The organism is Fischerella sp. PCC 9605 (assembly GCF_000517105.1).
Taxonomy (GTDB): domain Bacteria; phylum Cyanobacteriota; class Cyanobacteriia; order Cyanobacteriales; family Nostocaceae; genus PCC9605.
This window is the reverse complement of sequence record NZ_KI912152.1, coordinates 278,192-295,609: the sequence shown is the minus strand read 5'-3', so window position 1 is coordinate 295,609 and position 17,418 is coordinate 278,192. Positions and strand designations below refer to the sequence as shown.

15 protein-coding genes and 4 pseudogenes are annotated in these 17,418 nt (G+C 43.1%); 6 read left to right on the top strand and 13 right to left on the bottom strand.

Annotated features, from left to right (window positions below; genetic code table 11):
• Positions 1 to 2 precede the first annotated feature (2 nt).
• Positions 3 to 3,818 (bottom strand): DUF3854 domain-containing protein, encoded by a 3,816-nt coding sequence (locus tag FIS9605_RS45695; protein ID WP_231510528.1) that lies wholly within the window; start codon positions 3,816 to 3,818, stop codon positions 3 to 5.
• A 219-nt stretch (positions 3,819 to 4,037) separates the two neighbouring features.
• A complete protein-coding gene (locus FIS9605_RS46285) occupies positions 4,038 to 4,163 on the bottom strand; it encodes a hypothetical protein (RefSeq protein ID WP_269321096.1) in 126 nt (41 codons plus the stop codon).
• 1,129 nt (positions 4,164 to 5,292) lie between these two features.
• Between FIS9605_RS46285 and FIS9605_RS0131505 the strand changes: the two genes are divergently transcribed.
• On the top strand, positions 5,293 to 6,441 hold the full coding sequence (locus FIS9605_RS0131505; RefSeq protein ID WP_026736091.1) for a tyrosine-type recombinase/integrase: 1,149 nt from the start codon (positions 5,293 to 5,295) through the stop codon (positions 6,439 to 6,441).
• A gap of 215 nt (positions 6,442 to 6,656) precedes the next feature.
• On the opposite strand, the gene FIS9605_RS0131500 is transcribed toward FIS9605_RS0131505, so the two are convergent.
• Positions 6,657 to 7,022, bottom strand: a complete 366-nt coding sequence (locus FIS9605_RS0131500) for a hypothetical protein (RefSeq protein WP_026736090.1) — start codon at positions 7,020 to 7,022, stop codon at positions 6,657 to 6,659.
• A complete protein-coding gene (locus FIS9605_RS0131495; protein WP_197036201.1) occupies positions 6,985 to 7,311 on the bottom strand; it encodes a hypothetical protein in 327 nt (108 codons plus the stop codon). The genes FIS9605_RS0131500 and FIS9605_RS0131495 overlap by 38 nt, the downstream gene beginning before the upstream one ends.
• 17 nt (positions 7,312 to 7,328) lie before the next feature.
• Between FIS9605_RS0131495 and FIS9605_RS38960 the strand changes: the two genes are divergently transcribed.
• Entirely contained in the window at positions 7,329 to 7,688 is a 360-nt protein-coding gene (locus tag FIS9605_RS38960) for a reverse transcriptase N-terminal domain-containing protein (protein WP_035140575.1), read from the top strand.
• Between the two features lie 125 nt (positions 7,689 to 7,813).
• Here the strand turns inward: FIS9605_RS38960 and FIS9605_RS38955 are convergent.
• From FIS9605_RS38955 to FIS9605_RS0131470, 3 genes and pseudogenes are all read right to left on the bottom strand, one after another.
• Positions 7,814 to 8,256 (bottom strand): annotated as a pseudogene (locus tag FIS9605_RS38955) (four helix bundle protein).
• A 199-nt stretch (positions 8,257 to 8,455) separates the two neighbouring features.
• Positions 8,456 to 8,677 (bottom strand): MerR family transcriptional regulator, encoded by a 222-nt coding sequence (locus tag FIS9605_RS44570; protein WP_026736088.1) that lies wholly within the window; start codon positions 8,675 to 8,677, stop codon positions 8,456 to 8,458.
• A 390-nt stretch (positions 8,678 to 9,067) separates the two neighbouring features.
• A complete protein-coding gene (locus FIS9605_RS0131470) occupies positions 9,068 to 9,763 on the bottom strand; it encodes a hypothetical protein (protein ID WP_026736087.1) in 696 nt (231 codons plus the stop codon).
• A 261-nt stretch (positions 9,764 to 10,024) separates the two neighbouring features.
• Between FIS9605_RS0131470 and FIS9605_RS46815 the strand changes: the two are divergent.
• A pseudogene (locus FIS9605_RS46815) lies at positions 10,025 to 10,815 on the top strand (ISL3 family transposase); the annotation flags it as partial.
• A 20-nt stretch (positions 10,816 to 10,835) separates the two neighbouring features.
• Here FIS9605_RS46815 and FIS9605_RS46810 read toward each other — a convergent pair.
• Positions 10,836 to 10,988: pseudogene (locus tag FIS9605_RS46810) on the bottom strand (IS110 family transposase); the annotation flags it as partial.
• A gap of 208 nt (positions 10,989 to 11,196) precedes the next feature.
• On the opposite strand from FIS9605_RS46810, the gene FIS9605_RS43435 reads away from it, so the two are divergent.
• Positions 11,197 to 11,442, top strand: a complete 246-nt coding sequence (locus FIS9605_RS43435; protein ID WP_155960617.1) for a hypothetical protein — start codon at positions 11,197 to 11,199, stop codon at positions 11,440 to 11,442.
• Here FIS9605_RS43435 and FIS9605_RS38945 read toward each other — a convergent pair.
• The 3 genes and pseudogenes from FIS9605_RS38945 to FIS9605_RS44560 form a co-directional block, all read right to left on the bottom strand.
• A pseudogene (locus FIS9605_RS38945) lies at positions 11,412 to 12,766 on the bottom strand (IS110 family transposase). The gene FIS9605_RS43435 and the pseudogene FIS9605_RS38945 sit on opposite strands and share 31 nt — an antisense overlap.
• 385 nt (positions 12,767 to 13,151) lie before the next feature.
• Positions 13,152 to 13,673: an IS630 family transposase gene (locus tag FIS9605_RS44565; protein WP_026736081.1), complete on the bottom strand. Its 522-nt coding sequence runs from the start codon at positions 13,671 to 13,673 to the stop codon at positions 13,152 to 13,154.
• A 41-nt stretch (positions 13,674 to 13,714) separates the two neighbouring features.
• Positions 13,715 to 14,257: a helix-turn-helix domain-containing protein gene (locus FIS9605_RS44560; protein ID WP_197036200.1), complete on the bottom strand. Its 543-nt coding sequence runs from the start codon at positions 14,255 to 14,257 to the stop codon at positions 13,715 to 13,717.
• Positions 14,258 to 14,364: 107 nt separating this feature from the next.
• Between FIS9605_RS44560 and FIS9605_RS0131415 the strand changes: the two genes are divergently transcribed.
• Together FIS9605_RS0131415 and FIS9605_RS0131410 are read left to right on the top strand one after the other, a co-directional pair.
• The gene (locus tag FIS9605_RS0131415; protein ID WP_026736079.1) at positions 14,365 to 14,580 is read left to right on the top strand and encodes a hypothetical protein; all 216 of its coding nucleotides are present in this window, start codon (positions 14,365 to 14,367) and stop codon (positions 14,578 to 14,580) included.
• Positions 14,573 to 14,986: a hypothetical protein gene (locus FIS9605_RS0131410; protein WP_026736078.1), complete on the top strand. Its 414-nt coding sequence runs from the start codon at positions 14,573 to 14,575 to the stop codon at positions 14,984 to 14,986. Before FIS9605_RS0131415 ends, FIS9605_RS0131410 begins: the two co-directional genes overlap by 8 nt.
• A gap of 122 nt (positions 14,987 to 15,108) precedes the next feature.
• Here the strand turns inward: FIS9605_RS0131410 and FIS9605_RS0131405 are convergent, their stop codons facing one another.
• Together FIS9605_RS0131405 and FIS9605_RS0131400 are read right to left on the bottom strand one after the other, a co-directional pair.
• On the bottom strand, positions 15,109 to 15,312 hold the full coding sequence (locus tag FIS9605_RS0131405; RefSeq protein ID WP_026736077.1) for a hypothetical protein: 204 nt from the start codon (positions 15,310 to 15,312) through the stop codon (positions 15,109 to 15,111).
• 860 nt (positions 15,313 to 16,172) lie between these two features.
• Complete coding sequence (locus FIS9605_RS0131400; RefSeq protein ID WP_026736076.1) at positions 16,173 to 16,718, bottom strand: RICIN domain-containing protein; 546 nt, start codon at positions 16,716 to 16,718, stop codon at positions 16,173 to 16,175.
• Positions 16,719 to 17,418 lie beyond the last annotated feature (700 nt).

Sequence of the window (17,418 nt, the reverse complement as noted above, 5' to 3'; positions counted from 1 at the left end):
ATTTAAAGCTCTAAGTATTCCACCCAATTTGGTACATTTGATACAAACTGACCAAATTCGTCAGGGTGGATCTCCTTAAACTCAAATATCACCCCCCAGCGTTCGTCAAGAGTTAGTCCACTGAGTAGTTCTAGTACCGTTTCAACACCGTATTGCAGTCCCTCAACTACCAAGCTTGCAAAGCCTTTAACCTTCTCAAACCAAGGGTTATGAGGTGTTTCGTATGATTGGGAGTTGGTAGTCACATCCCCCCTAAAATGTTCTCCACCTATATTAGGGGGGGATGTGACTACGGGGAGTTCTTGGGCAGGGGAGGCAGGGGAAGCAGGGAAGGCAGGGGAAGCTGGGGAAGCTGGGGAAGCTGGGGAGGCAGGGGAGGAAAGAGCGTTGTTGAAAAACACTCTTTCTCCAGAAGCTGCACCTCTCCCCCTGCACCCCCTGCACCCTCTGCTCTCTTCAGTGCCGTACATGGCTTGCATTCTCGCCGCATAAGCTGCATCCGCCTCCCTTTGTTGTTGGCGCTTTTTCTCTTTTTCTTCTCTCTGTTTTTGGCGGTGAGCTAGTACTTGTTGGGCAAAAGCCAAATCATCTGGATCTAGGAAAAAACGCTTAACTTGTTGACCGCGACCCCCGACTCTATCCCAATCAGTAGATAGTCCCAGTTGCTCTAAGAACTTTCCGTAAATCCACATCGCTGGTTGCTCGGACGGGATAGTAAGATTAAGGATCGCTTTGACGTGTGGTGCAAATTGCTCAGATTGCTGTTTGAGGGCAACTATCCTTTTGTCGTCAGCAGTTACTTTTTCACCCTGCATCATGGGAACGAGTATTTCTCTTAGCCCGAGACGGTGACGCATCAGCCAACTGGTAGAGTGATTGCCCCAATCGCTACAAATTTTTAATTGCTCGCGCTCTCTAAGATCGCGTTGTGCAACCATTGGTGGTGGAGTTGGGAATAATCGCCCCTGCGAGTCTGCGATCGCTTCTCCTGGCGAGGCTATAATGCCCTCAAGGGCAATCAGCTTACGGATTAACCGCCCCCCATCATCTCTCTCTACTAGTTCGGGTGTGACTTCCATCCCGTAAGCATCTCTAATTCTGAACTTTTCGCACTCGTAATTTTCTTCTGGTTTGAGGTAGTCTTGGCGTTGCCTTATTTCGTAAATCAAGCGGTCAATATCTTTGGCATTGGCAACGGCTTTACAATGGGAGGCAGTGATTGCTTCGCCTGCGGCTTGCATCCATCCATTGGCTACTTGAGAAAATCCATCACCCATAGGAATAATTGTATTGCCCATATGTTCAAGTAGCGATCGCAAGTCAGTCCTAAGATTATTAATTGACCAATTTCTTTGGGCTTCAATCTGACAGCTGGCTTCAAGCGCCCAATCTTTTTCAGCCCCCCGCTTACCAGTCTCTTTGTCGATGCGGATTAAGAAAGCGGTCATTTCATTTTTCTGGAGGATTTTCTCATATATGCGTCTGGGGTTGGTTTCGGCATAACCAAAGGGAGGACGAGGTGCTACCCAAACGTGCATGGGGATATCATCACGCATATTGGCTTGGGAGATAGAGTCAGGCTTCGTTGTATTGTCGAGTTGATGATTGGGCATCGCATCTTGGCTAGGGGAAGAGGCAGGCTTAGATATACCTTGCGAAGAGCCAATTGTGCTATGCGATAAGCCCTTAAAGCCTGCCTCTTCCTTCCTTTCGCCTCGCAAGTCGCAGGAGTCCCCCCGCCTGACTCTATCTCTTCGATTCGCCCCGCAACGAACACGCCACAACTGTTGGGCACATTCGGTCGCGCCTTGGGATACAGCATGAAACACACCAAAAATTACGTCAAAATGAGGGGCACTAATGTCAACTCCCGTGCCCAAGCTAGGAGTGGTTAAGAGTACATCGATATTTTGAATGGCAGTGTTGATTTCTTTGATAAAGACTACATTTTCTTCACTACCAGAATTTTCTGAATGTATAGCCCAAACTCGAAGTTTGCGATCTTCTGGTTGTTTCAAACTTTCATCGAAGAAGGGAACTCTTAACGGGGAACGGGCAACAGGGAATGCTCCTTCGGAGCAAGGAACCCGGAACCCTGCCTCGAAGAGGCACTCACTGTTCTCTGTTAAGAGTTCCCTGTTCCCTATTCCCTCTTTAACCGAATCTACTAGTACTTGAGCATCTAGTAAAGTTAGCTCAAGTTTTTTGATAAACCGCTTACTGTCAGATGCGACATAGCATCGTTGTCCTGCCATCACCGAGGCGTGAATCTGTGCAACCAGGGCGCTGCTGTTTTTCCCTTCGTACCAGTAAACGTCACGCCCCCCGGATTTCCACTCGTTTAAAGCAACGTAGGGTTTCTCGCCGTCTGGGCGCATTGCCCGGAAAAAATCAATTGTTAAATCATCGAGGTGAGCATCTGCCAGCACTACCAGTTTCGCCTGATACACTAGAGATTCCAGCACCTCTAAAATTAAAGCGCGATGTTCCTTACACGTTTTTGATTTGAGCAGATGAGCTACATATTGGCAAGCTTCATCAATGAAGATGCAATCGTAAGCTTGCAAATCGCTAGCCATTTTGTAGAGGGAATCAACAGTAATGCTGAGGGCATCAGCTTCACTTAATTTCCCACATGCAATTGACGAATACATCTGCGTTTGTAGCCGCTCACTTAGGTTCTTGAGCAAGTTAACGCGATGACCGTTGTTCAAAAATCGTAGTTGCGGGTGCTGTTTTCGCCAGCTTGCTAAAAATTCGGTTTTACCAGTGCCCATATCAGAAAGCAAGCATACCAAGCCGGATGCTGGGAGTTTGTTTATGGCCTTGGTGAGAAAGCTCGAGTTGACCTTAACATCAGGCTTATACTTGCGTAATCCTCTGCTTTGATTGAGGAAAAATGATTGTTGATATTCTTTTAAGCTGAAAGCATCATCAATTAAAGTACTCACAGCTGAGGGAGCTTTCTTGCCAAGTGCCACAGCCCAATCGTCAATCCCCTTTTCTGGCCCTGGCAATTGTGCGACTTCGCAGCTACAACCAACTGCCTCAATTGCCTTGCCAGTGCGGATAGTCGCTTGAAATACCTGCCACCGGGTTTTGGGTTTGGTTTCGTAATCGAATAAAACAATAAACTGGCGTCCTGGTTGTGCCAGTGGTATTAAGTCAGGATGCAGGCGTTCATCAAAATCCTTCTGACCAACTCGTCCATTCCAAATACCCGGAAGTGCGATCGCTACATATCCAAGACTTAACAAACAGGCAGCTTTTTTTTCCCCTTCGCAAAGTATGATAGGGATTTCTGGGTGTAACTGCACCCACTCCCAGAATAAGCGTGGGTGCAATCTGTCAAATAGACGTAGCGCCAGGGGAGAAAGATAGCGCTTGATGTTGTACCTTTTGGCAACTTTCTTCCATAAGTGTTCTGGGACATTAAAATAGGTGACGCGGTTTGCCGTTTTGGGTGGGGACTCGTATTTAATTGATTTGGCTTTTTCCCAGTCAGTACGCGGATTATCGGGTTTGAAGCGACCCCAGATCATTGGTTCCCAATTGTTAAGTGGGTCGAGTCCACTTACCCACCAGCCCCCAAGAGTCGCTTGTTCGTACTGCTTTAAGTAAGAGTCCCGTAGTCGCCCACCGTTGCGTCTGGCTGTCTGCGGGAGCGCGTATAGTAAATATTCATAAACTTCGTTTCCAACCAGCGATCGCACATTTAATGCTGTTAATGCTGGGTCTACGCCTGAACCGACTACCCATTCCAATAAATGCTTTTGGATTAACGGTTGTGCGTTATTGTTTTCGCTCGTGTATTCCATTTTGGTAGCTCCGATGTTTGTTTATCGGGGCTACCCACAATTTCCGGCAATACTAACGCTGCAACTTTTTAATTACTACGACTTCAGTGGACTTCGCAGCAGTTGTCGGGTAAAGGGTAAAGGGTAAAGGATGTATTTCCCCTTCCCCCTTTCCCAACTCGCGCCAATTGCTAATGAATGCAAGAGGTCTAGTCCATACAGATCGCTCCCGTTTGGTAGTTAAATGCTCCCATCCAACAAAAAGCCTTCTGCCAAAGGCGCAGTGAGTGTCAACTCTGTTGACGAGTAACCGAGCCAGAATGGAGATTTTTCTGAAATCTTTGCCGTAGCAAAGGTTTTAGCCATTTCATCTCATTTGGTTGCAGCGGCAGCTAGCTTTACCTCAATTCACAGACTTTGTTAAATTGATCTTGTGTTTTTTATTTTTGGTTGGTTGCTTGAGCAAACCATGTGCTTGGCGAGAGTCAGCCTTGCGTCTGTGTGTGGGCAGCCGACCGATTTCTTAATTAGGTGGTGATTTGAGTCCTTTCCCACAATCAGGGTCGGGAAGAAATTGTAGAGCCAGAATTTTTTTTCAAATTTTTGACTCAAATTTGAAAAAAAAGTCTATTCTTCACCTGCCCTTGTATGTTAATATTGCGTACAAGGGCAGAAGAAAACGGGCAAAAGCATTATTGCTGTTGCCGATTTATTTGTTGTCTTTTTAAGGCGAGCACTGCCTTCCTTGGCTGAGTCGACGAGATGCCGTAGCTCTATACAGTTTGTTGGTTCCAACTTCCACATTTTCGCCAACACTGTTGCCTAACGGCTCGCCTCCCCATTCGAACTAGTTAAATAATCCTTTACTTGCACCTCCTTGTAGGCTAACCTGCTTTATGTTTGCAGAGATAGGTTCAGAGTAGCATTTTTTGTCTCTTTTTAAAAGAGATATTGCTGAATATTTTTTGCGGAAATTTCTCTGACTTATACAAAATTGTTTTCAAATCAGCAAAAACCTTATCTATTGTAAGTTGAGGGCGTTTATTTTTAATACAAAAAACATCAAAAACTTCCCCCGTTACTTCAAGTAAAGGGAATTAGTGTTAGAAATTGTTGCTTTGTTACAAGTCAAAAGTTTGATGTTGGCAATTGGCTTTAACAAAAGCGCTAGAACTTTCTTGAAGTAGATGCCTTGTTCTAGCTTCCTCTTTGTCCAGTATAAAACAACAGAACAGTTGGGTGAATCCGCTTTTTGTCTAGCTATTTGGTAGACTACTGCTCAAGCGGGCATAATCAATCATCAAAGGTTTTTTAAAGCAATAACTGTTTAAAAATAAGTCAGAAGTCGAAAGTCGCAAGTCGGAAGTTGAGAATTGTTTTTACTTGCGACTTGCGACTTCCTATTTCTGACTCCGTTAAAGCGATCGCTGTTTTATGGTGGTTGGAGGGGGTATAAAAATATTTTGTTGAGAGTGGGGGTTGGTGATAGAATTGAGTGCAAGATAAGCTTGATCTGTTTGCACTCATGGAGGTTCGCTCACAACACCCAACGCCTGATTTCACAACCTCTGATACCGATAGTAGCCTCATTGAAATGTGGCTGCACGGTTTGTCGAGCGACACGCAACGGGGGTATAGGCGTTGCGTAAGTGAGTTTCTCTCTTGGGTAAAAAAACCACTCCATGCAGTCACTTTAGCTGACCTTCAGGGCTGGCAAAATACCTTCAAATGCTGCGCCCCCCACACGCAAAGGTTAAAGATGGCTGCCATGAGGTCGCTGTTAAGTTTCGGGCATAAAATTGGTATGTTGCCGACTAATGTAAGTATGGGTCTGAGGCAGCCAAAAATTAAGGATACCCTCAACGAACGCATCCTATCTGAGGAAGAGGTGGCTGCCATGATTGAGACAGAAAAAAATCCCAGAAATCAGGCTATCTTGCTGCTGCTCTACACCGGTGGCTTGCGTGTTCAGGAATTGTGCGCCCTGCGTTGGAAAGATTTCTCTGCAAGAAGGCCTGGAGGGCAGGTGACAGTATTCGGCAAAGGCGGAAAAACTAGGATAGTGCTTCTGCCCGAGCCTGTTTGGAAGAAGCTGTGTAAGTTGAACAAGAATGCTCTCTCGTCAGACCCAGTGTTTGTGTCCAGGGAAAAAGATAAAAATGGTAAAACCCTTGACCAATCTCAGGTCAATCGGATTGTGGCTGCTGCCGCACGAGCTGCGGGTATTGCCAAAAAGGTGTCTCCCCATTGGCTCAGACACGCCCATGCAAGTCACTCCCTCAACCGTGGTGCGCCACTACATTTGGTGCAAAATACCCTTGGTCATAGCTCCGTGGCAACCACCAGCAGATACCTTCATGCTCGCCCTGATGATTCCAGCGCTTTGTACTTGAACGTGCAAACTCAAACCACTTTTGATGCCACAACTGGTGCAATTGAGCCGAGTCCATCCAAACAACAAAAACAGCCTCGTCGTACCAAAGTGCAGGCAAACACATCGACTCTAAAATGCCCCAGCTGCAAATCCTCTGAGCTTCAAAAAAATGGTTTTCAAGTATTAGCCGATGGTAACAAGCACCAGCGCTTTCGGTGTAAAAGGTGTGATTATGTGTTTACACCTGTTTTATCAATTCCTAATAAGTAATTAAAACTTAGAAGTCAATTGGATAGAGCCGATGGGCGGTATTGTCCGCTCGTGGTTAAAGCGAGTCGTAAGCTAAAGCACATTTTATTTGCTGCCTTTAAATTTTTTCAAATTCTTGTGGGATGGATATTCTGTCCGCCCAGATAATGCAATTTAAATATGGAACAGCTTACCAATCTTGGGAATAGTACTGACATGAGGGATATCGAAACAAATTACTCATCCTCCCTCCCCCTTCCATTAGTTTGATTTCTTAAGAAGTTATTAAGAGTTTCTAGTAGCTGCTGCTGAAATCGAGCCTGCGACTCAGCGATTAATTGTGTTAATTGTGTGATATTGGCTCTAGTTTGCGAAAATCCTCTTTCCATTTGATTTTCAAACCTTTCTGTTTGAGTTTCGAGCCGAGCAATTAGTTGCATTGCTTCAGTTGTGCTGGTTGTTAGTGCGTCTGTCCGGCTTGTAAGCCGATTGATAGCGACTGTGTTAGCTGATATCTGCTCGTCTGTCCGAAGTTGTCGTTCTGCAAGCCCTTCGAGCAGTCTTTCAATTCGATCTAGTCTGTCTGATTGGTCTTGTGTCATGGCTATCACTGTTAAAAAAGTATACGCTCATATCTGTGATGATATTGGCGATCGCTTCATTATATTGGGTGAGTGTTTGGGTGTTACGATTTGTTAGTTCTACCAGTTGAGCAATCGCCTCAGAGTAACTGTCAAACCTTTGTTCTTGGCGTTGTGTCACTTGTGTTAGTAAAGTTGTTGTTTGCGATCGCTGGCGAATCATAACCCGGTGGATAGAGCAACTGCTCAACCTGAAAGGGTGCTGACGGGAAGCAGGTGAGTCAACCAAAATCCGTTGTAATGATTTCAAACCGAGGTGTAAATTAGATGCAGGCAACTGTAAACCGAACCAAGGGACAGACTGATTGGAATTGTGTCAATTGGCGCAAAGCCAATCGGATTGTTCGGAATTTGAGACAGCGAATCTTTAGGGCAAAAACTGAGGGCAACCTGAAAAAGGTACGCTCTCTCCAGAAACTGATGCTACGTAGCTATTCTAATCGCCTAATTAGCGTTAGAAAAGTGACGCAGTATAACAGAGGTCGATACACACCAGGAATAGATAAAGTAGTAGTCAAAACTGCTACTGCCAGGGGTCAATTAGTAGATAAATTAACTGATTACTCCCCTTGGAAATCTTCACCAGCACGACGAATTTACATCCAAAAAGCTAATGGGAAAAAATGACCTTTAGGAATCCCGACGGTGTGTTCATATTGCACCTCAATTCAGGGAAGTTTTGGGCAGGGGGCAGGGGGCAGGGAGGTTTCAAGAGGCACAGGGGAAGAGAGCAAGGTAGCATGGGGGAAGAATTAGCGCTTCAAAACCCAAGGTGAAGGATTATTGATGATGGTGACTAGGATGCCCAAAACTCGGTTGTAAGTTCCATAAACTTCTCTGCCTATTTCAACATCTAAATAGTTGCATTGAACAGCGAATTTGAGCCATGTTTGAGTTGGGTGCGGCTTCTGCTTCAGAGTCGTTTAGTTTCGCTAAAAAAGCTGCCTCATAACGCCGTTTTCTCCAAGCCTCAGCTAGATTAGCACAAACAGAACGTGAGGAGCGACGAATTTGGTGAAGCAGCGCGGTCTTGGGGGTTTCCCCCATGAGCGACTGCTGAACCCGGAGGGTCAGTCAACGAGTATCGTTCCTCTACAGGAAACTGCTTTGATAGTTCAAAGATTTTCATGGCAGCGTTAAAGGCCATTTGGTAAACTTCCAAGTCTTCATGACTTTTTATGGGTTGTTTTTCCATTTTGGGTTACCGAAGGGGAGCATCTTTGCCGAAGAGGCACACAGAGGGGCACAGAGCACTTGGCATCAGGGAAGGTGGGAAGCCCAAAAAACACGGCACATGGGGAAATTTTTGATTATCTACTCCATTGTCCCTACTGTGTGCTCCCCTACTTCTTGTGCTTCCTGCATGATTTGGTCAGAGCTACGATGTTCAAAGGCTATTCTTGTTGGACAGGTACACGGCGAATTTTCTCCCGTAAGATGTCTAACACCTCTGGGGTGACTTTATACCAGCAAAGATGGCTGTCAGGATTTTGGATCACCTCGATAGCTCCCTTATCTCGCCAATAGTAGATGGTATGTATGCCTACACCTAATTTTTTAGCCAAAGCGCTGGTGGAATAATAACCATCTGGGGTGATTCCCACATTTTTCGCCACTTTAGGGTCACTCCAAGGTCTTTTAATATCTGATTTAAAGCGAATCCAAGCAACTGACTTTGCAGTAAAAGCACGACCCCTTCCACTAACTAAACCTCGGCTGTTAAGAATAGAGGCGATTTGTTCGTCGTTGTTGTGAAACGACGGTAAATCAAGGTTTTTGACAATTTACTTTACAAAACTTTACAACGTGTCCCAATTTGCACGTATCTGATACTGTTGGCGAATGTACTACATATGTGTAATCAAATAAATTACAGATACTCAAACCTTGAATTTGTCGTTGCTCCTGAATGTATGCAACACACCTGTAAGATAACTTGTAACACTTTCGCCAACAGTGTCAAAAGCTGGGAAGAACCCAAACAGCGTGAAACGCGACAACAGCTTTTAGCTTAACTGATAAGTGCCTATAATTTTTCTGGTTTTAGTACTACAAACAGAATTGCATGTGATTAAGTGTATTGTTTGGACATCAGCTGCTCCAATATAAATGTTCTCCAAGTCTTTTACTTTATTCTGAAATGACAAGCTCGGCTCATGAGTTAATCGGCACAGGGTTATGTTTCCAAAAAATACAGTATCAGAGAAATACTTCTTGTTATCTGGTACACTAATTTTCCTTAACCCAGAATCCAGCGCTAAAACTAAATTTCTTAATGCTTCGTTGCAGTAACCTATTAGGGAAACACTCGTTGGAAACAAAATCAAATCTTCAAAGGTAAAAGTTAAGAATTTGAAAGCTGGTACTATCTCTGTAAATAATTGACTAACTTTAACTACATCTGATTCATTAAAAAGAAGCGGCTTATATACAGTTCGTATATTCTTAATAGTCAAATGCAGTAACTCATGAGAGTAGTAGAAGTGATCTGGTTCTATGTTTTTTAATGGTTGAATTATCTTTTCTGATATTGCTTTTGCAATATCTTTTGATATAAAGGCTACTGATGTTAGGCAAGTTTCGTCGTCGTTTTCGTAATCACTTCGCATCTTAACAAAACTTGCCCTACCTTGCCCTTTCTGGATACTATCCTTTATCTGCCGTATAACTTCTTTTTGACTGATGACATAATCATTGTTCATAATTTAGTACCTTACAAGCATTAGAGTTCAGCAGCACTTCATCCAGGTCAAATAATACTGCTTCACAAGTAAATCGTTTCATGAATTTCATCTAAATTTTTAGAACTGATTTATAAAGTAAATCTAAAGCCCTATGATATGTGCAACGCGGTAAGTAGTGTTGTAGATGAGTGGTTTAAGCGTTAACCCCTGGATGACTTATTTATTACGATTCAGCCATCAACGAATCGCACTATGGATCACTCTTACCCACTCCAATCGGAATTAAAAAGACTTGGAATCGATGAAATAGCTCTAGTTAAGGGAAAAGGTAATTACTGTGCGGTATTAATAGATTTAGACACATCTAAACTAATTGCTCTGTTAAGCGAACGCACACAGGAAATAATAAAGAAAACCCTTATAGAATGGGGGACTGATGTCTTAAAGCAAATAGAGGAAGTAAGTATAAATTTGTGGCAAGGTTACAAAAATCTGGTGACATAATTAATGCCGAATGCTCAAGTAATTGCAGATAGATTTCACGTGATGACACAGATTAATCAGGAGCTAGATACACAGAGAAAACGAGAAAAACGAAACACAGAAGAGTTAATTAAAAAAGTGCAATCATCATCAAAAAAGGCTGAATATGAAAAAAGATTAGAGGGGTTAAAGAAAAGCAAGTACGTCTTACTTAAAATGAGAAAGACTTAAACGAAGAGCAAATAAATAAACTGCTCCAAGTGAAAAATGTGTCTCCTACTCTCAAAGTAATGCATGAATTAAAAGAGAAAATTAGAAGAATCTTTAATCAGACAAATGATTGGTATACAGAAGTATTTAAACTGGGTATGTGGTTGTCGAGAGCTAAAAAATATTTTCCCAAAAGTAACAATACTATTATCCGTTGGTTTGATGAAATTATTGCTTACTTTGATAATCGGACAACTAGTGGTGCTGCTGAAGGCATTAATAACAAACTTAAACTTATTAAACGCTCCGCTTATGGATTTAGAAACTTTGATAATTTCCGTCTTAGATGCTTATTCAATTGGTATATTAGCTATTAGTTTAGCATAACAAGTACTGAAGAACCAATAGTTTTAGGTTCAAAATTAGCTAGACATTTCTCAATTTCGATGTCAATGGCAGTAATCTCTTTCTGATAAACTTCGTACAAAGTTAACTCTTGTTTTAAAACAAACAAATGTTCCGTACGATAGTCACCTGTTAAGGCTTTGGCGGCTTAATTCAACCTGATTATTCGTTTGCTTAGGTGGCAATTTCATATCGTTGCAACCCTGATATAATTTATTTGAAGATGTCCTGACCTGGGTTGGTAATATGTAGATAATCTCTCAAACGGGATAGGAAATATTTTCCTTCACCAATGTCATAACCATAAAACCCAGAACTACGCTCCGCGCTCGGGCATTTTATGCACCAAGCAAATGCCAGTTTTAACTGTCAGGACACAAGATAAATATACCTCTTCATCGCTCACAAGCTTTGCCAATAAAGTTTCTTTCATGCATAACGGGTGGCGATCGCCGCCGGTGGGGCTGCTCTCAAGAAACACTTTGCGTAAAGCTTATGTAGCAAGGATTGTAAGAGATGGTGTGAGTGGGATGTTTTCCAGAAGTGCGATCGCCACCGATGAATACGCTCAACAAAAACATTCGGTGGCATTTGATTGAGCAACCAGTTCAAAACCCAAAGACTGGGCCTTTTTCTTGAGGTTGTGGAGCACACGCTCGTGATACTGCTGCTCGTAGTAGTCCATACCTGGGTCAACATACTCACTACCACTGCTCCACATCTGGTAAAATAGCCTTGCTAACTTATGTGCAGTGGCAGTAATAGCTTTTGGAGCGCCTAAGCGAGAACGTAAGCGTCGGAAAAAAGCCCCCAACGCCGAACGACTAAATTTGAGAGACATCGCAGCCATACGAAACGCGTTTGCTGCATGATTAATAACTTGACGAGTTTGAGAACTTTTGTTCTTACCACCAGTAATTTTTTGACCAGGGCATAACCCTAACCAAGAAGTAAAGTGCTTGACTGTAGGAAAACGAGTTGGGTCAAGTCCGACTTCCGATCTTATTTGTTTGTACAGTAAGGACATTAAGCCCATCAATACGGGTAAAGTCTACACCAGTGATTCGGTAAAGATGAGCATGCAAATTAAATGCTGGCTCGTTGCCAAAATGCTTTTTCCGCTTTTTTCCCTTTCGTTGAGGAGGGTCTTGTTGTGCCAAAGTATCGAAATTAGCCAGACACTGCTCAATCTGTTGGTCTATGGCAACAATTTGTTGCTGGTAAACTTCGTAGAGGGTTAATTCTTGTTGAAGGATAAATAGATGTTCACTACGGTAATCTCCCGTCAGAGCTTTGGCTATTTCCGTAGTGCTACTTTTGATACGTGGGTCTTTCATCGCAGCTAGAACTTGCGGGTCTCGTTCTCCTGCCAACTTTTGCTCGGATCATCGACATTCCTGTTAGTCCTGTGATATCGCTAATCACTTGCGATAGTTGCAGGTTCATCTGGATCAGCGCTTTTTGCATTCGCTGCACGTGAGTGCTTGCACTTTGAATTAAGGTGTCTCGTTGCCGAATGTAATCACTCTCGCGCAAACTTTGTCATCAGGACGAAACGACCCTGACAACAAGCCATAAGTGTGTAGTTGTTGCAACCACTGACAATCTTTAACATCACTTTTACGTCCTGGTACCGTTTTCACGTGGTGGGCGTTCACCAGTTTGACTTCAAATCCAGAAGCTTCCAAGATTTGAAATACACCGAATCCAGTAAACTCCCGTTGCCTCCATTGCCACACTTGTTACCCCACACTCTGTTAACCAGTTCGCCATCAGCATTAAGTCGGGGGTAAAACAACCAAATCGACGAACATTCACTTGTGCTCGCTCTGGTGGTACGCACACCCAATGTTCTCCACTACCTAGATCAATCCCAGCTGCATTTGGGTTTATTTGCTTCAAGTTAAAGGAGTCGTTGTCAATCGGGTTTTGCACTTTCTTCGGTGGCTGCTTTTTCCTATCATGGTCAGGCGATAATTTCATTTATGCTCTCCAGATGACAAGATACTATATATAAGTCCTGACCTGGGTGGGTTCTACAAAATAATCTCTTCATAGGGATAGGAGTATCTAAACTCCTTCACCAATTCCATAACCATCACGCCCAGAACCATGCTCCTAAACAGACAACAAAATGCACTATTGTCGCTCCGGTTTTTACTGTCAGGACATTTAATAATGTATCTGTTCACCAGTCGCAACTGGTACTGTTTCTTCCATTCATAACGGGCGGTGCGCCGCCAGTAGGGTGCTCTTAAGAAACACATTGCGTCTAGTCAGAAATAAGGAGACGACTAATACCAATTCTTTATAAAGCTGCGCTAAATAAAGCTTCCAGAATAAAGTCGTAAGAAGTAAGAGAAATAATGATGTCTGGTGTAATGTGTTCTAAGATTTCAGCTAACTTGTGACGCAATTGAGTCAATGTTTTGCAATTTTCCCATTGCAATTGGCTTTTGAGAAATTGCCAAAACCTTTCAATGGGGTTGAGTTCTGGAGAATGTGGAGGTTGAAAAATCGGAATAATATTTTCGGGACAATCCAGAGTTTTGACTTTGTGGAAAGAGCTTTGGTCAAACTGAATCACAGCCACATCCTCACCTAGATCAGCAGATACCATCTCTAAAAATTTTTGAAAACAATCACCATCCAGGTGGGAGAACTCGTAAAAAAAGCTGTAACCAGTTAAAGGTTCGACAACACCATACAAATAAAAATTATCCCGTTGCCATTGGCTCAAACCTATAGGTTTGACACCACAAGCAGTAATCACACGTCCCGTAATCGTCTTTAATCCTAAGCGAGTTTCGTCTTGACACAGATATCTCAGTCGCTGACCTTCTCCAAACTCATCTTGTAAATATTTGAATGCTAGAGGCAGTTTTTTTTAAAGTGGGACTGACTTTGTGGGTGTTGTTTACCACTTGAAGGACGTGGTACTTTTAGCTTCGCACCCAGTTTGTAGCGTATTAACTGGTATACCGTTTTATAAGCGATATTCACTCCTAGTTCGGTGCTGAGCCATTGTTGAATCTCGCCATAACTATTAAATCCCTCTGGTTCACACAATCTTTGTTTTAAGCGTTCTAAATTTTCTCCCCTCACCATCGGCTCTTTCCCTGGTGCGACTTTCACTTCCAATAACCCTTTGTATCCCCCTGAGCGATATTTTTTCAACCATCGCGTGATTGTTGCTTCATCTGTTCCTAATCGTTGTGCTAGCGATCGCCTGCTTTTTACTTGACCTGTTTTTAACCAGTAGAGCATTTGTAATCTTTCTTTACTACTCGCTTCTACTGCATATTTCACCGCTTTTTCTAATTCTTCTCGGCTTTCTTTGATCTCCACTTGCAATCTCAGACCCATTACACTTTTTCCAAATACACCCTTGTGAATAATTTCGCGCAGCTTCATGCAGAAATGGTATTAGTCTAAACTCCAGTTACAAGCCAAGCAAAATAATGATTTTACAGGTTATCCTAAATATTGATATCAAATCAGTAAACACGCACTTGTTAACAATGGTATCTACTGAGTTAGTGGAACAATTACGCAGACTTAATCGCGTAGATAAACTTCAAGTTATTCAACTTTTGGCTGCCGAGCTAGCAAACGAAGAAAATAATCTGATAAAGTCTGGTGCGTCCTATCCCGTTTGGTCTCCCTACGACGCAGTAGAGGCGGCCAATATCATGTTAGAGGCTTTGAATGCCGAAACTTCCTTAAATCATGAGTAACCCAGCAAGATATTCTTTTGTTTCAACTGATAGCAGTTTGGCAGAAGCAAGCTTCAAGCCTTTTTTGCCACTGACGTTGAATTATAGGGAAAAATTACAGAAAGTTATTGGGCTTTTGGATACAGGAGCAATGGTAAATGTTCTTCCCTATCAAGTTGGAGTTGAATTAGGAGCAGTTTGGGAACAGCAAACAACCATGCTTCAATTATCAGGTAACTTAGCTCAGTTTGAAGCACGAGTGTTAATTTTATCTGCTACTGTTGGGCAATTTCCGAGTGTTAGGTTGGTATTTGCTTGGACGCAGGCTACTCAGATACCACTCTTGTTAGGACAAGCTAACTTTTTCATGGAATTTGATGTTTGTTTTTATCGCTCTCAAAAGATATTTGAGGTGATTCCAAAATAGACCGAATTGATGACACACAGGAGCAGTTTTGTTTGTTCCAATCAAGAGTGCTGTTGTTGAAGGGCGATCGCTACTCCAAACTTCGTAGCCCTGACGCCACCACCTATATATAAATAGATTAATCAATTCATGACTACCAATTTCCCAATATGACTACCATCGATGGTGGCTACATGCGGCGACCCGAGGCTGTCGAGCGTCCACCGAGACTCATTCTTCTTCATCCCCGACCAATACGACCAACTTATATCCCCGTAGTCACCACCGATATATATAAATAGATAAATCAATCCATGACTACCACCCAACCCAATATCGACTACCATCGATGGTGGCTACAGCTTGTGCTACACAGTAGTATATGTCGCGGTAGTCACCATCTATATAAATAAATAGATAACCAATCCATGACTACCATATCCCCAATATTGACTACGACTGCTGGTGACTACGCTCTGCACTACACAGTAGTATATGTCGCGGTAGTCACCATCTATATAAATAAATAGATAACCAATCCATGACTACCATATCCCCAATATTGACTACGACTGGTGGTGACTACGGTTTGTGCTACACAGTAGTATATGTAGCGGTAGCCACCATCTAGGCATTGAGCCGAGATAGCTGCATATTCGGAAATTAGGGCTGAAAATCATTCTCCCATCTAGGTTTGATAATTTGTCACTTCTTTGTACCTAGTGCCATTAAAGATGACGAAAAATCAAGGATTTTCAGTCACTATTTCCGTTTTCGCGCGGATCTCGGCTCAATGCCTTTCTTGCGCGGTCGGGGTTAATAGTGACAATTGTGAATGAAATCCTAGTCATCGTTAGTTAGCCAATTTACACCTATTTGGCATTGCACCGAGATGGCTGTAAAAACCTGCAAGATGCCCTCAAAAGGCTTGATTTTGCGTTGTAAATAACGGTTTTTTTGACTCTGATGTAGCAAATTTTCAAACCTATGCAGGGAAAGAGTTTTCAGGCTATCTTGCAGGAAATTACACGTATCTCGGTTTCATGCCAACCATAGTTTTCTCACTAATTTTATGGTAGAAAGCAGTTCTTGAAAAGCTTACCCCATCTTAGTTTCAGCCTTGGCGTACAATTTTTCCGGTTTGGCACGGTGACGCCTACCTTTGGAAAAACCACTTTAGCCGATAGTTGTTGAAACGAGATGAGAGCTACAGCTTCACTCTCAGCGTCCAGCGGCGCGACGGATCGCTGTCGCAATCAAATTGAAGGGCTGTTACGTTGTTTTCTGTACTTCTTCCCCCGGCAATAGTGAGACATTTGTTGGTTTGCACATTCCTAATCTGATAAACACCGGCGCCGGTCACATCGGTTATTCTCCAACGGCGCGACGGATCGCTGTCGCAATCAAATTGAAGGGCTGTTACGTTGTTTTCTGTACTTCTTCCCCCGGCAATAGTGAGACATTTGTTGGTTTGCACATTCCTAATCTGATAAACACCCGTGCCGGTCACATCAGTTATCATCCAACGGCGCGATGGGTCGCTGTCGCAGTCATATTGGAGTGCCTCGACGTTGTTTTCGGTACTTACTCCCCCAGCAATAGTAAGACATTTGTTGGTTTGCACATTAATCAGCATCAGCTCGTTGGCGGAGGTTGCAGCAAGTGAGACAGAGGAAAGGACGGCAGCTAGCAGCCCTACCGCAAATAGGCCGGCTGGGCCAAATCGTCGGGCTTGCGACAAAATATCCATCATGATGTTTCTCCTTTTGATGGCGTGTCTCGAATACATCAAATATTTTCTGGCAAACTAACGAAGGCTTCTATTTCTGTTGGAATAGTGAAGGTCGCAGTAATAGAGCCATCCTCGTTATTGCGTTATTCGTCTTCTAATATGGTGGGTTATCCATCGTTAGTAATTAATAATTCTCTTTGAACCTTGCTATCCAACCATTAGTTCAACAGCAAATTTGTTATCTAATCTCTTTATCGCAGCACGAGCCTGCATTCTCGCAATTTACCAAAAAACTTTACAGTTATAGAACTAAATTGCAGTTTCAAGCCACTTTCGTTGTACTTATCTCCGAAAACTCAAGATATCTAGGCTTATCGAGCCTGAGTTGTGGCGCGATCGCGAATCGAAAAAATCCAGATCCGAGTCTGGGGCTTAGAAGAGTAGAAATACCTCAGCACCTCCCAGGCGACAACATATTTGATGGCATAGATTACCAGACGAAACCGAAACTTCGCGCTCTTAAATAGGTAAGTTGCGATCGCCCGTGTTGAGCCTGGAACTTAACCTTCTTCAGCAACACATGAAGTGTATTCCTAGCCGAGTGTAGTACATAAGTATCCTTTGAAGAAACTACCTTGTGCCCTTGCTTCCCTCCGCTGATGGGAGCCTCAACTTATTTCCAAATAATGTGAGTCCTTGCGAATGATTCCGAGTCCATTCC